The organism is Asticcacaulis endophyticus, assembly GCF_014652575.1.
Lineage (GTDB): Bacteria > Pseudomonadota > Alphaproteobacteria > Caulobacterales > Caulobacteraceae > Asticcacaulis > Asticcacaulis endophyticus.
The window spans coordinates 292,917-305,996 of the sequence record NZ_BMZB01000001.1 but is presented as its reverse complement, the minus strand read 5'-3'; the positions used below and the strand labels follow the sequence as shown (position 1 = coordinate 305,996).

Below are 13,080 nucleotides of genomic sequence, written 5' to 3'. Positions count from 1 at the left end.
GGGGTTTACGGCAAAGCCATAAATACGAAAAGCCCAAAAAGAAATGACCGGGCCTGTTAAGAGGCCGCGGTCATAACACGTGCATATTTTTCAAGCGCCGGATGGCCCTGATAGCCACGGGCCGGTGCTGTGAAGCTGGATTTACGACCGGATAAGTCCGCCGTAGTCTCGATGCGGCGCGAAGTGGCGTCAATGGTGATGATGTCACCATCGCGCAAACGACCGATATTGCCACCGCCTTGCGCTGCAGGCGCGCAGTTGCCGACGATCATGGCATTGGCTGTGGAGCCTGCGATATGACCGTCACTGACCAAGGCGATGCCGGTGATGCCAGCGTGCTCAATGGCGTCCACGATATCGCGCAGATCGGTTTTATGGCGAATGATGATGGCGGTGCCGGACGCGATTTCACCGGCGCGGACAGCCGCAATAGCCGTCATTTCGTCTTCGAAAACGCGCGCCTGACCTTCGAAGCGTTCCCCGAAGCCCGACAGCTTTAAAATGCCGCCGACGGGCGCAATCGATCCATGAAGAATGGCAAAACCGGACACTACCTTTTGAGCGCCAACAAGCGAAGCGGCCATAAAGGCGGCCGTGACTTCAAAGGATGGGGCTTCGGTGGCGGTTGGGGTCATCTTGATTTGCGCGTTCATGGTGCAGCTCTTCAAAGGTTTCGAGGGTGATTAGATACAAAAATCCCCGCTTCCGGGGGCGGAGCGGGAGACTGATTTAGGCCATTAATTTGGTCTGAACCGTTTGGTCACCACTCCACGATCATGGGGCGTACGACGCCCACGATAAGTAGCGATACAATGGATACCAGGCTGACAAACGACATCGCGAGCGCCTTACGGCTCTCGGTTTTGTCCATCGCTATGGCTATAGCTTTCGTCACAACAGGTAAACTCCATCTGGCCTCAGCATTCATAGCTTTGGCTTGGGATGACTATATGCCTGATCGGTTTTAAAAAAGCAAAGGAAAAAGTGGAAAATTTTTTCCTGAAAATTGGCAATCAAGCGACGATTTGGAATTAATTTTCTGAATATCGACCATTTGTGAAAAATATTTTCCAAATGACCCGGTTTTGATATCAAAACTTGCACGACGGGCTGAGTTTGTGAAAGGCTTTTCCGCGCTGCAAAAGGGCCAATACCCCGCGTCTTGCCGTCATATCATATATCAGTCTTGCCAACTTGGCCATTAGGCTTATATGCCAGCCGCAAATGGCTTATAATGCTTTGAGTTTTTGTGAACCGTTCTCAACTTTCCGGATAAGGATGAGATAATGCCTGCCTATCGTTCCCGCACCACCACCTTTGGCCGCAACATGGCAGGCGCCCGCGCCCTATGGCGGGCGACCGGCATGACCGATTCCGATTTCACCAAGCCGATTATCGCGGTCGTCAATTCCTTCACCCAGTTCGTGCCGGGCCATGTTCACCTGAAAGACTTAGGGCAGATGGTGGCGCGTGAGATCGAAAAAGCCGGCGGTGTCGCCAAGGAATTTAACACCATTGCCGTTGATGACGGTATCGCTATGGGCCACGGCGGGATGCTCTATTCCCTCCCCAGCCGCGATCTGATCGCTGACAGCGTGGAATATATGGTCAATGCCCACTGTGCCGATGCCATGGTCTGTATCTCCAACTGCGACAAGATCACGCCGGGTATGCTGATGGCCGCCATGCGCCTCAATATTCCGGCGGTGTTTGTCTCCGGTGGGCCCATGGAAGCCGGTAAGGTCGTGTGGCCCGATAAGGACGGGGTGGCCAGGACCCATGCGCTTGATCTGGTCGATGCGATGGTTCAGGCCGCCGATGACAATATCTCCGACGCGCAGGTTAAGGCCGTCGAAGAAGCCGCGTGTCCTACCTGCGGGTCGTGTTCGGGCATGTTTACCGCCAATTCGATGAACTGCCTGACCGAAGCCTTGGGCCTGTCTCTACCCGGCAATGGCACGGTTCTGGCGACCCACTCGGACCGTGAGCGCCTGTTTAAGAATGTCGGTCAGATGATCGTTGATATCACCAAGCGCTATTACGAAGGTAATGACGAAAGCGTTCTGCCGCGTTCGATCGCCTCCTATGCGGCGTTTGAAAACGCTATGCGCCTTGATGTGGCTATGGGCGGGTCGACCAATACCGTATTACACCTTTTAGCCGCCGCGTCCGAAGCCGGTGTCAATTTCAAGATGGCCGATATCGACCGGATTTCGCGTTCCACCCCGTGCCTGTGTAAGGTCGCCCCCGCCACATCAGATGTGCATATCGAAGATGTCCACCGCGCCGGCGGCATCATGTCGATCCTGGGCGAACTGGCCCGCGGTGGTTTGCTGAACACGGAATTGCCGACCGTCCATTCGCCGACACTGGGCCACGCCCTGGCCTACTGGGATATCCGCGTCACCAATGATGAAGAGGTGTCCGAGTTCTTTAAGGCCGCCCCCGGCGGGGTGCGCACGACGCAGGCCTTCTCGCAGTCAAAGCGCTGGCCCGAACTGGACAAAGACCGCGAGAACGGCGTCATCCGCTCGGTCGAGCATGCCTTCACCAAGGATGGCGGGCTGGCCGTGCTCTACGGCAATATCGCTGAAAAAGGCTGCATCGTGAAAACGGCCGGCGTGGATGAATCCATCTGGAAATTCTCAGGCCGGGTGCGGGTGTTTGAAGCGCAGGAAGACTCGGTTGATGCCATCCTGAAGAACCAGATCAAAGAGGGCGATGTCGTTGTCATCCGCTATGAGGGCCCCAAGGGCGGGCCGGGCATGCAGGAAATGCTGTACCCGACCTCGTACCTGAAATCCAAAGGCATGGGTAAGGTGTGTGCCCTGCTGACCGATGGGCGTTTCTCTGGCGGCACGTCGGGGCTGAGCATCGGCCATGTCAGCCCCGAAGCCGGTGAAGGCGGGGCGATTGCTCTGATCGAAGAGGGCGATATCATCGACATCGATATCCCCAACCGCACTATTGAGTTGCGCGTCACTATGGAAGAACTGGCCCACCGCCGGGCGAAAGAAGAAGCGCGCGGTCAGGACGCCTTCACGCCCAAGAACCGCGAGCGCTATGTCTCGGCGGCCCTGCAGGCTTATGCGGCGCTCACCACCTCAGCCGACACCGGTGCTGTGCGCGACCTGAGCCAGTTGAAGCGGTAGCTTCAACTGTTCGTAACTGGAGAACCTAAAGTTTAATTCGCCCCAGAAGAATTTTTGCCCAGGTGCGTAGCCTGATGGAGATGCGGCTACGCTCGGTATGCTGACGTGTTTCCTTGGTGTACGCATCAAATTCTTGAATTAAAAAGCCAAGGTCATGGCGCAATATGCCAAGCTGATGGTTAATGTGCGGGTCGCCCGCCGACGCGAGCTCTGTTGGCTGAGGGGCGTCCACGATTGGTGCTGCATAAGACTTGGTTTGCGGCGGTAAGCGTTTTGGCTCACCCAATTTTTTGAGCATAACCATAAACTCACCCTTATCGCTGGTGAGATTTACAACCTCTGCATTGAGAATGCCCAAGTCTTTCAGGCGATCAAATATGTTTTCGATCGTATCGCTCGTCCAGACTGTGCAGTGAATATCGAGGTATTCGCCACTCTGATATCTGGATATGGTAGTGCTAATGGCCTCGCTATCGGGATAGGCCCGTTGTGGGGACTCAGGACCGATGTCGGGGTCCCAATCCGCATTCATGCCGTGGACCAGAGCAAACGAATTGATCATAAAGTCCAGAATTTGACCCGGTGTCGGCACAGGGGGCTGCTCAATCCACCACTGTAAAATCTGGTAAACCTGAGTATTTTTGCGGAAAAAGTCGGACGACCAACGCCGGTCCGGCAAAAACAGCGCCACATGCCCGCCAACCTTAACGACAGATAGTACCTCATTAAGCCAGCCGGCGGGATTGGGGACATGCTCGAGCACATGCGACGCGACGGCATAATCGTATTTTGCCTTTTTAGGCTTACATGAGGCAAGTGGCTTTCCAGGTTGCCAGACGAAATCGATTTCAGGGACATCCCGACCCGCAAGGCCGGGGTTAAGGGCCGCCTTGGCACGGATTTCTTCAGTGCCAATATAATCTGTATAGTGAACTTTATAGTCACCTTTACGCATAACGGGATCGAAATAGGGCGAAATCTCAAGCCCCAATCCATTTAGATTTAAATATGAAAAAGTTATATCTGTAATGGATTTTGAATGACCAACCATTTATTTTCTCCCAGTTTTAGTAACACTACGGATACTTAAAACCGAGGGCAATGCGAAAAGGCGCGATAAACAATATGTTACCGGTAAGGTGAGGATTCCATCTGGAGGCCTATTTTCAAAAGTCACCGGATAAAGGTCAGCGACGGGTCCATGGTCGTACCAGAGCTGTGGGGCTGGGCGACGGCGGTTTCGATATCGCCGGTCAGGTGGCGGTCATGGTGCTCACGGGCAATGTCGCCTAGGCTGATGATGCCGCACACGCGCTTATGCTCATTGAGGACGACCAGCCGGCGGATCTGCTCGGCCTTCATGACTTCGGCAGCTTCGCGTACCGTGTCGTCCTCAAAGCAGTAGGTGATGTGATCGGTCATGACGCGCATGACGCTTTCGTCGCCACTCATGCCGGTGGCGATACCGCGCACGACGATATCGCGATCGGTCACCGCACCTTTCAGCCGGTCGTTTTCACCAATCGGCAGGTAACCCAGATCATGGTCGCGCATGATCTCAGCCGCCTGACGCAATGTCGTATCGGGGGCGATGATTTTGAAGCTGGTGCTCATAAGGTCTCTGACGTGCATAATAACCTCCATAGGATATGGGTTTCAGATAAACGGTGTCGGGTCATGCGGAGCATCGATCACCCCGCGTTTCAGGCGCTGACCCAAGGCGATGGCGACAAGCGCCATGCCCGCGCCAATTAATCCGCCCAGAGCCACCCTCTGCATAACCGGACGGCGCGCCAGCGGGCCCTGTGTTAAGGGACGGGCCAGAGCCTGCGCCATGGTCATATAGGGCAGGGCGGTGGCCTGGAGTGTCAGCAGACGTTTAAGCATGGCGCGGTTCCTCAATGCGAAATTAAGTAGGGTTCGCGACGAATACTAAGGCCGTGTGCATAAAAATGCAGGATTTGTGAGGTCATTTTAAATTAAAAAGCACGGTTTTTAAATCGTTGGGTTCATAAATGACGACAATTTGATTTCTGAATATGAAATCGTTCCGGTTTCGGTTGTTCTGTGTTTATTTTCGGTGAAATGGACGGCGTTTTTTGCTATATTTTTACTTAAGATCATTTTTGCGCCATAATAATCTTATGGCGTATGCATTAGGCTTTAAGATTGGAATTTAAACGGAGACGTTCAAATGCCGCACCCTTCGACCCCTCGCCATTCAGCCAAAAGTGCGATCCCTGCCCCTAATCGCAGGGCCTATGATGACCGCGATAACGATTACGTCCTGTCCTATGATCCGCGCAGCAATGCTCGTCATCAGCGCAGTGAAGACGAAGACTATGCCAATACGCTCGATCAGGATCGACGAAGTCATAAATAATTGGAGCAAAGAAGATGACACAGGTAGCTCACGCTCGCCCCAACTCAGGCCCGATGTTCAGCCTGCCGGTGCTTATTTTTTCAACGGCGGTTTTGGGGCCGGTTCTGAAATCGTTTTACGACGGCTTTTTCCACGGACCTTATCACTATAAGCGCTGCCTGAAGGGTGATAAGAAACTGCGTGATGACCTGAGCGAGGATCAGGTGGATCACATGGTCGAAGACAGCTTTCCGGCCAGCGATCCGCCCAGCAGCTACTAAAGATAAAAACCGGCGGAGAGTTCCGCCGGTTTTTTAGTATTTGTGGACGTCTGAGGGTTTGCGCTCATCAAATCCGGAAACCTCATCTCCGGACTTGTGGTCAAGATCGTCCGGGATGATCTGGTCGGCGGCGTTATCTGGGTAGTCAGGCTCGTTGAGGCCGGACGGATCGCGATGATCGCGCTGTGTTTTAGAGGGGATTACAGGTTCAGTGGGTTTGGGATTGTCGGGCATGATGCGCACCTGAAAAAAGGTTAGGGTTGCCTCACCATGCGCCGCCGCCCATAAGGTTGATATGTAAGGTCATGAATTTGCGCGCAAAAAAGAGGTAAGTGCATGGGTGCACGCGCTTAGCCTTGACATTGCGGCTTAAGGATTTAGCGTCAACTGAAACCAGTTGTCATTGTCCCGGAGACCCGCCATGCGCACTCAAATCCTTACCCTGTCTGTTAGTCTGATGGCGCTGGCCGCGGCCGCCGGGGCTGAGCCGGTCATCAGCGGTGCGCGCATTTCTGATGACGTGAAAGTGCTGTCATCTGACGAATTTGCCGGTCGCGGGGTCGCAACGCCCGCCGAGGATAAGGTCGTCGCGTTTGTTTCGAAGGCCTATAAGGATGCAGGCCTTGAGCCGGGTGGTGAAAACGGCGGCTGGACGCAGACCGTAAAACTACGCAAGTTTCAGGTCAGCGATCCGAGCTTAAGCCTCAACCTCAAGGGGCAGCCTATGCCGCTGGTGCAGGGCGAAGATATCACCGCCTCGACACGCGGAGCGCTGGGCGCGGTCAGTTTTACTGATGCACCGCTGGTCTTTGCCGGTTACGGCGTGACCGCGCCTGAACGCGGTTGGGATGATTTCAAGGACGTTGATGTCAAGGGTAAAATCATTGTGGTTCTGATCAACGACCCTGATTTCTATCAGCCAGAGTCGCGGACCTTTAACGGTAAGGCCATGACCTATTACGGGCGCTGGACCTATAAGTTTGAGGAAGCGGCCCGTAAAGGGGCCGCCGGGGTCATGATCATCCACGACAGTGCTGCCGCTTCTTACGGCTGGAACACTGTCAAAAACTCCTGGTCGGTGGCGCAGTTCGATATTGTCCGGCCCGACCCGTCAGTCACCAGTCCCAAGCTGGAATCGTGGATCAGTGCCGACGCGGCCACCAAGATATTTGCGGCGGCGGGGCTTGATCTCAATGCGCTCAAAATCGCGGCCCGCTCCAAGGATTTCAAGCCGGTGCCGCTGGACGGCATCACCCTGTCCGGCGGCTACAAAGTGGCCGCCGAAGAGGTGGTCAGCCGCAACATTATCGGTCAACTCAAAGGCGCCAAGCGCCCTGATGAGACCGTCTTTTACATGGCGCACTGGGATCATATCGGCATAGGCACGCCGGATGCCGATGGCGATGCGATCTTCAACGGCGCGGTTGATAACGCTACGGGTGTCGCCGCCCTGATCGAACTGGCGCGCGCGTTTAAGGCATCAGGCAAAATACCTGACCGCACGGTCGCCTTCATCGCCGTCACCGCCGAAGAAAGCGGTTTGCTGGGTTCGGAATATTACGCTTCTAACCCGATCTATCCGCTGGCCAAGACGGTGGGCGGCATCAATATGGACGCGCTCAATGTCTCAGGCCGCACACGCAATGTCGAAGTGGTCGGCTCCGGCCAGTCGTCGCTGGAGGACGATCTGAAAACTCTGGCGGCGGCGCAAGATCGGGTGCTGACCCCGGATGAAACACCGGAAGCCGGTTACTTCTTCCGCTCGGATCACTTCCCGCTGGCAAAACGTGGCGTGCCGGTACTTTATGCGGCATCAGGTCTGGATATGGTTGAGGGTGGGGTGACGGCGGGCCGGGCCTTTGATGAGGACTACCGCAAAAACCGTTATCATCAGGCCAATGACGAATGGTCGGCGGACTGGGATCTGTCGGGTCTGGCCGAAGATGTGGCGCTCTATTACCAGTTAGGGGCGAAACTGGCCAATTCGACCGTCTGGCCGCAATGGCGCGAAACATCCGAGTTCAAGGCGGCCCGCGACAAAACGGCGGTGGCGCGCCCATAGATTAATCGTAGTTAACCTGTGGTTCAGTATAGGTTTTAGGTCGCGATTCAGGTTTCCACCGTAATTTGTACGCCAACCCCTATGTCAGGTGAGTGTGCGTATGATGTTAACATCCTTGTTTTCGACCCGCGAACAGGTTCTGGGCCAGGCGCTTTACGATGCCATCCCTATGATGGAATTTGACATCAAGGGCACGATCGTATCGGCCAATACTGACTTTCTCACCCTGCTGGGCCATCGCCTGAATGAGCTGAGCGGCAAGCCCTATACGGTCATCTGTGATCCGGCGACCATCGATGATGGCCGCGCCGAAGATATCTGGCGCCGGGTGTCGGGCGGTGAAACCCTTCAGGAAACGCTGAAACTGCAGGCGCGTGATGGCAGCGCCCGCTGGATGCAGGCCTGTCTCCTGCCGGTCAGGGCCTCGATGGGTAAGATGGAGCGCGTCATTCTGGCTGGGTGCGATATTACGGCCATAAAGCAAAAAGAACTGGCCAGTCGTAACCTGCTGAAAGCCCTGTCAGATACCCATGCTGTGGTCGAATTTTGCGCCCGCGGGCAAATACTGTTTGCCAATGACAGCTTTCTCCAACTCACCGGCTACAGCCTGAATGAGCTGCTGGGCCGCCCCCACCGCAAGCTGTGCGAATATGATCGGGGATTGAGTAGCGAATATTCGGACTTTTGGGACGGGCTGGCCAAAGGGCAAGCCCGCCACGGCGAATGTGTCCGTTACGGTAAGGATGGCCGCCATATCGCCCTGAGCGCCAGTTATAATCCAGTGCTGGATGATGCGGGGGCGGTGACCAAGGTTGTGCTTTATGCCACCTCGATCGCGCGCAGCGACATGGACAGTCTGAAAGACGCGGCCTGATTGTAACCCTTATGTAATAGAGCGTTAGTTCTGCAAGAAATGGTATACGAATGGTGCTTATTTAAGGGCTGGTTAACCGTACTGTGAAACTAACTGAGGGTAGTTGCGTAAAAAACTCCCCCCACATTTTCAGGTGCCCTCATGTTTTTTGCCGCTCAGTCCGCCGATTATCGCTCGATCATGGATGCCCTCAGCCTGTCGCAGGCGGTTATTGAATTTACCCCGACGGGCAATATCCTTACAGCCAATGCCAATTTTTGCGACCTGATGGGCTACGCCTTAAGTGAGATTGAGGGCAAGCACCATAGCCTGTTTTGCATACCCGAATATGCCGCCAGCGCAGATTATAAATCGTTCTGGCGCGATCTGGCCCAGGGCCATTTCAAGAGCGATGAATTCAAGCGGCTAGGCAAGGGCGGCAAGATCGCCTGGATACAGGCCACCTATAACCCGATCCGCGACAAATCCGGACGCGTCACCAAGGTCATCAAGTTCGCAACCGACATCACCGCGATTAAATCCCGCAATGATGATTTTCAGGGCAAGATCAAAGCGATTGACCGGGCGCAGGCGGTGATTGAGTTTACCCCGACGGGTGAGATTCTAACTGCCAATGAGAATTTTCTGACAGTTCTGGGCTATGATTTGAGCGAAATTAAAGGCCGTCATCACCGCATGTTCTGCGATCCCGCCTATGCCGCGACCGAAGACTATAAGGCCTTCTGGCGCGATCTGGCGTCGGGTCAATTTCAGGCGGCAGAATATAAGCGCCTGGGTAAGGGCGGGCGCGAAGTCTATATTCAGGCGTCCTACAATCCGATTTTCGATGAGACGGGCGCGGTCGTAAAGGTCGTCAAATTCGCGACTGACCGCACCGCGGCGGTTCTGCGTCGTCTGCGCAACGATGCCTTAAGCCGCGATATCAATGACGATCTGGGCGGGGTAATTGGCGAAATCACCGAGGCCGCCGGTATGGCGTCCAATGTCGCCGGGGCATCGTCTGACACCAGCGGCATCATCAATTCGGTGGCGGCCGCGACCGAAGAACTGAGCCAGAGCGTGCGCGATATTTCGGCCAGCATGGTGGTCACGCGCGACAATGTTGAAGGTATCTTCAAGCACGCCGAGAACGCCAGCGCCTTTGCCAAAAACCTGGATGCGTCGGCGTCGGCCATGACCGGCATTGTGACGCTCATTCAGGATATAGCCGGTCAGATTAATCTGCTGGCGCTCAATGCCACGATCGAGTCCGCGCGCGCTGGTGAGGCCGGCCGCGGCTTTGCGGTGGTGGCGTCCGAAGTTAAGTCGCTGGCCAATCAGGCGGCGCGTTCAACCCAGACCATTTCCGAAGAAATCACCCGCATGCAGACGGTCACCGCCGATGTAGTGAATGCGCTGGGTGAGATCTCAGGCGCCATGACGATTGTGATGGAAAGCGTCACCAGCGTCGCGGGCGCGATTGAGCAACAAAATGCCGCCACCGGCGAAATCTCCGGCAATATGCAGTCGGCGGTCGATGCCATTCACCGTATCGAAGATAGTCTGATACGCATCGACCACAGCTTCCGTCAGGTCACTCTGGCGTCAGAACAGGTCAAAAAGAATGTCGAAGTGCTGGCGGCGTAAAGCTTTGTAAACTCGCTTTAGCCAAACACGGCTTTCAACAAATCCGTAGTTCGGCTGGCCGGATTGGTGCGGATGGCGCGTTCTTCGTTGCCGACGTAGTAGAACAGGCCGTCCAGCGCCTTACCCACCGCATATTCGCTCAGGTAAGTCTTGGGGTCTTTCTTGATGTAGGCCCCAAGGCCGTTGCGCTCTATGGCCTGATCTAATGATTGCACGGCCCCTGTCGATTGCAGGGCCTCGCCCATCGGTGGCGTGAACAGGGTGATCAGACGCGGGGTCGTCGATTTCTGAAGATACTGCGTGCCCGACGTTGGCCCGCCGCGCACAATGCTGACCACATCGGTAAGCGTGATCGATTTGATCGCATCCAGAAACAGGTCTTTGGCGACGGGAGCGGCGACTTCGGCGGCGTGATTGACCTTTTCATGCACTTCATCGAGCGCGCCGGACATCCCCAGCGGTTTCAGGGTTTTCTGAACCTTGGCAATGGTTTTGGGCAGGGGGATGCGGACCAAATCATCGCCCCAGTAACCGTCATCGCGGCCGACGCGGGTGACAGCCGCGACCGCACCAAGTGATAAGGCCTCGCGGATACCCTTGTCGGCGGTGGTCTTGGTGACACCCACTGGCAGGCCGGTCGACGAGGTTTTTTTGGAAGTCTTGCCGATGGCGGCCTTGAGCGCGTTTTCAAGCTCATCCTGAGTTTGCGCCGTGGCGTGGGTTGTGGTCAGGCCCATCGCCATAAGACCCAAAAGCAGTTCGCGTCTGTAATTATCCATGATCCGCCCCTGGCCTTTTTCTGTACTGCCTGATTAGCAAAGCTTAGCTGTCAGGTCACGATATATCGCTTTTTTGCGGCGTGCAGAAATGCTTTTTACGCGACACTTGATCGGGTGCGCGTTACAGGTGCGCCTTGTAAAAACGAGACCGGATTGTGACGACTGACCTTGCCACCACGATTTTGAGCGAGTCTGACCTGCTCAGGCTTGGCCAACTGGCGATAGATGCCGGGGCTGAGATCATGCGCGTCTATGAAGGCGAGTTCGATGTCCAGATCAAGGGCGACCAAAGCCCGCTGACCCAGGCCGATCTGGCCTCTCATGCGGTCATTGCTGACGGATTGGCCCGCGATTTTGGCCATATTCCGGTTGTGTCCGAAGAGGACGCCGACAGTCACAATGCCCCCGAAGGTGAGACAGGGCCGTTCTTTCTGGTTGACCCCCTCGATGGCACCAAAGAGTTCATCAATCGCCGCCCGGATTTCACCGTCAATATCGCCCTTATCGAACAGCAGCGCCCGACCTATGGCATCATCTATGCGCCGGTGCGCAAAGCGCTCTATATCGGTGATGTGGTCAGCGGCAAAGCACATGTGCTAGAAACTGAAGGTCTGAGCGGCGACATTAGTTTTGCCAATTTCAAGGCTCTTACTGTCCGTAAAGCCCCAGACGCTCTGGCAGCGGTCTGTTCCCTGTCACACAATTCGCCGGAAACCGAAGCCTATCTTGATCTTTATGGTGTGGCTGAGCGGGTCGCCATTGGCTCATCGCTGAAGTTCTGTCTGGTGGCCGAAGGGCAGGCCGATCTATATCCCCGCCTTGGGCCGACGATGGAATGGGATACCGCCGCCGGTGACGCCATTCTGACGGCGGCGGGCGGCAAGGTATTGTCCCGCGACGGTGCGCCGCTCATCTATGCCAAGCCCCGCTTTTTTAACCCTGAATTTTTCGCGCAAGGCGACGTCGCCTTCAAAGTGCCGAACTGAATCATGAGCAACATTATTACCTACCCTGTGTCAGATCACCTCAAGCGGTTAGAGGCCGAGTCGATCGAGATCATGCGTGAAGTCGCGGCCTCGTTCGAGAACCCGGTCATGCTCTATTCGATCGGTAAAGATTCCGGCGTCATGCTGCACCTGGCGATGAAGGCGTTTTATCCGTCCAAGCTGCCGTTCCCGCTGCTGCACGTCGATACGCGCTGGAAGTTTGCCGACATGATCCGCCACCGCGACATGATCGCGGAAAAATACGGCGTGAAACTTCTGGTCTATACCAACCCCGAAGGCGTTGAGCGCAACATCAATCCGATTGATTCCGGTTCCTCCCTGCACACCCAGATCATGAAGACCGAAGCGCTCAAAAGAGCGCTCGATCTTTACGGTTTTGATGCCGCTTTTGGGGGTGCCCGCCGCGATGAGGAAAAGTCGCGTGCTAAGGAGCGTATCTTTTCGTTCCGTTCTGCCGGCCACGTCTGGGACCCGCGCAATCAGCGCCCGGAACTATGGAACCACTATAATACCCGCATCAATAAGGGCGAGACGATCCGCGTCTTTCCGCTTTCCAACTGGACCGAGCTTGATATCTGGGAATACACCCGCGCCGAGAACATCCCGATTGTGCCGCTCTACCTGTCGGCGCCGCGTCCGGTGGTTAAGCGCAGCGGTATGCTGATCATGCGCGACGATGAGCGCATGCCGCTCAATCCCGGCGAAGAGGTCGAAATCCGCAATATCCGTTTCCGCTCGCTCGGCTGCTATCCGCTCAGTGCCGCCGTGGAATCCGAGGCCGATACGCTGGATGATATCATTGCCGAAATGCGAGCCTCGCGGTCGTCCGAGCGTCAGGGTCGCCTGATTGATTCCGACGAGTCCGCCTCGATGGAAAAGAAGAAAAAAGAAGGGTATTTCTAGGCCTCAGACAAAAGTTGCCCTGCGGGTACTTTTG

14 protein-coding genes are annotated in these 13,080 nt (G+C 55.5%); 8 read left to right on the top strand and 6 right to left on the bottom strand.

Annotated elements, in window-relative coordinates; genetic code table 11:
- Window positions 1–56: 56 nt before the first annotated feature.
- Complete coding sequence (locus tag IE102_RS01350; RefSeq protein WP_189484581.1) at window positions 57–653, bottom strand: IlvD/Edd family dehydratase; 597 nt, start codon at window positions 651–653, stop codon at window positions 57–59.
- A gap of 633 nt (window positions 654–1,286) precedes the next feature.
- Between IE102_RS01350 and ilvD the strand changes: the two genes are divergently transcribed.
- Entirely contained in the window at window positions 1,287–3,152 is a 1,866-nt protein-coding gene (gene ilvD / locus IE102_RS01345; protein WP_189484580.1) for a dihydroxy-acid dehydratase, read from the top strand.
- A 25-nt stretch (window positions 3,153–3,177) separates the two neighbouring features.
- Here the strand turns inward: ilvD and IE102_RS01340 are convergent, their stop codons facing one another.
- The 3 genes from IE102_RS01340 to IE102_RS01330 form a co-directional block, all read right to left on the bottom strand.
- A complete protein-coding gene (locus IE102_RS01340) occupies window positions 3,178–4,203 on the bottom strand; it encodes a methyltransferase domain-containing protein (RefSeq protein WP_189484579.1) in 1,026 nt (341 codons plus the stop codon).
- 122 nt (window positions 4,204–4,325) lie between these two features.
- A complete protein-coding gene (locus IE102_RS01335) occupies window positions 4,326–4,766 on the bottom strand; it encodes a CBS domain-containing protein (protein WP_229807514.1) in 441 nt (146 codons plus the stop codon).
- 42 nt (window positions 4,767–4,808) lie between these two features.
- A complete protein-coding gene (locus IE102_RS01330; RefSeq protein WP_189484577.1) occupies window positions 4,809–5,039 on the bottom strand; it encodes a hypothetical protein in 231 nt (76 codons plus the stop codon).
- Between the two features lie 307 nt (window positions 5,040–5,346).
- Between IE102_RS01330 and IE102_RS01325 the strand changes: the two genes are divergently transcribed.
- Both IE102_RS01325 and IE102_RS01320 read left to right on the top strand, forming a co-directional pair.
- Window positions 5,347–5,535 carry a hypothetical protein gene (locus IE102_RS01325; RefSeq protein WP_189484576.1) on the top strand — a complete coding sequence of 63 codons (189 nt, stop codon included), beginning with the start codon at window positions 5,347–5,349 and terminating at the stop codon, window positions 5,533–5,535.
- A gap of 14 nt (window positions 5,536–5,549) precedes the next feature.
- Entirely contained in the window at window positions 5,550–5,795 is a 246-nt protein-coding gene (locus IE102_RS01320; RefSeq protein WP_229807513.1) for a hypothetical protein, read from the top strand.
- A 33-nt stretch (window positions 5,796–5,828) separates the two neighbouring features.
- Here IE102_RS01320 and IE102_RS01315 read toward each other — a convergent pair whose 3' ends face one another.
- Window positions 5,829–6,029, bottom strand: a complete 201-nt coding sequence (locus IE102_RS01315) for a hypothetical protein (RefSeq protein WP_189484575.1) — start codon at window positions 6,027–6,029, stop codon at window positions 5,829–5,831.
- A gap of 187 nt (window positions 6,030–6,216) precedes the next feature.
- Between IE102_RS01315 and IE102_RS01310 the strand changes: the two genes are divergently transcribed.
- The 3 genes from IE102_RS01310 (at window position 6,217) to IE102_RS01300 (ending at window position 10,357) form a co-directional block, all read left to right on the top strand.
- Complete coding sequence (locus IE102_RS01310; protein WP_189484574.1) at window positions 6,217–7,857, top strand: M28 family metallopeptidase; 1,641 nt, start codon at window positions 6,217–6,219, stop codon at window positions 7,855–7,857.
- Window positions 7,858–7,957: 100 nt separating this feature from the next.
- A complete protein-coding gene (locus tag IE102_RS01305) occupies window positions 7,958–8,731 on the top strand; it encodes a PAS domain-containing protein (protein WP_189484573.1) in 774 nt (257 codons plus the stop codon).
- A 141-nt stretch (window positions 8,732–8,872) separates the two neighbouring features.
- Window positions 8,873–10,357, top strand: coding sequence for a methyl-accepting chemotaxis protein (locus IE102_RS01300; protein WP_189484572.1), 1,485 nt, complete (start codon window positions 8,873–8,875; stop codon window positions 10,355–10,357).
- A 17-nt stretch (window positions 10,358–10,374) separates the two neighbouring features.
- Here the strand turns inward: IE102_RS01300 and IE102_RS01295 are convergent, their stop codons facing one another.
- Window positions 10,375–11,136 carry a DUF4197 domain-containing protein gene (locus IE102_RS01295; RefSeq protein WP_189484571.1) on the bottom strand — a complete coding sequence of 254 codons (762 nt, stop codon included), beginning with the start codon at window positions 11,134–11,136 and terminating at the stop codon, window positions 10,375–10,377.
- A 155-nt stretch (window positions 11,137–11,291) separates the two neighbouring features.
- Between IE102_RS01295 and cysQ the strand changes: the two genes are divergently transcribed.
- Together cysQ and cysD are read left to right on the top strand one after the other, a co-directional pair.
- Window positions 11,292–12,122 (top strand): 3'(2'),5'-bisphosphate nucleotidase CysQ, encoded by an 831-nt coding sequence (gene cysQ / locus IE102_RS01290; RefSeq protein ID WP_229807512.1) that lies wholly within the window; start codon window positions 11,292–11,294, stop codon window positions 12,120–12,122.
- 3 nt (window positions 12,123–12,125) lie between these two features.
- Window positions 12,126–13,046 carry a sulfate adenylyltransferase subunit CysD gene (gene cysD / locus IE102_RS01285; protein ID WP_189484570.1) on the top strand — a complete coding sequence of 307 codons (921 nt, stop codon included), beginning with the start codon at window positions 12,126–12,128 and terminating at the stop codon, window positions 13,044–13,046.
- Window positions 13,047–13,080 lie beyond the last annotated feature (34 nt).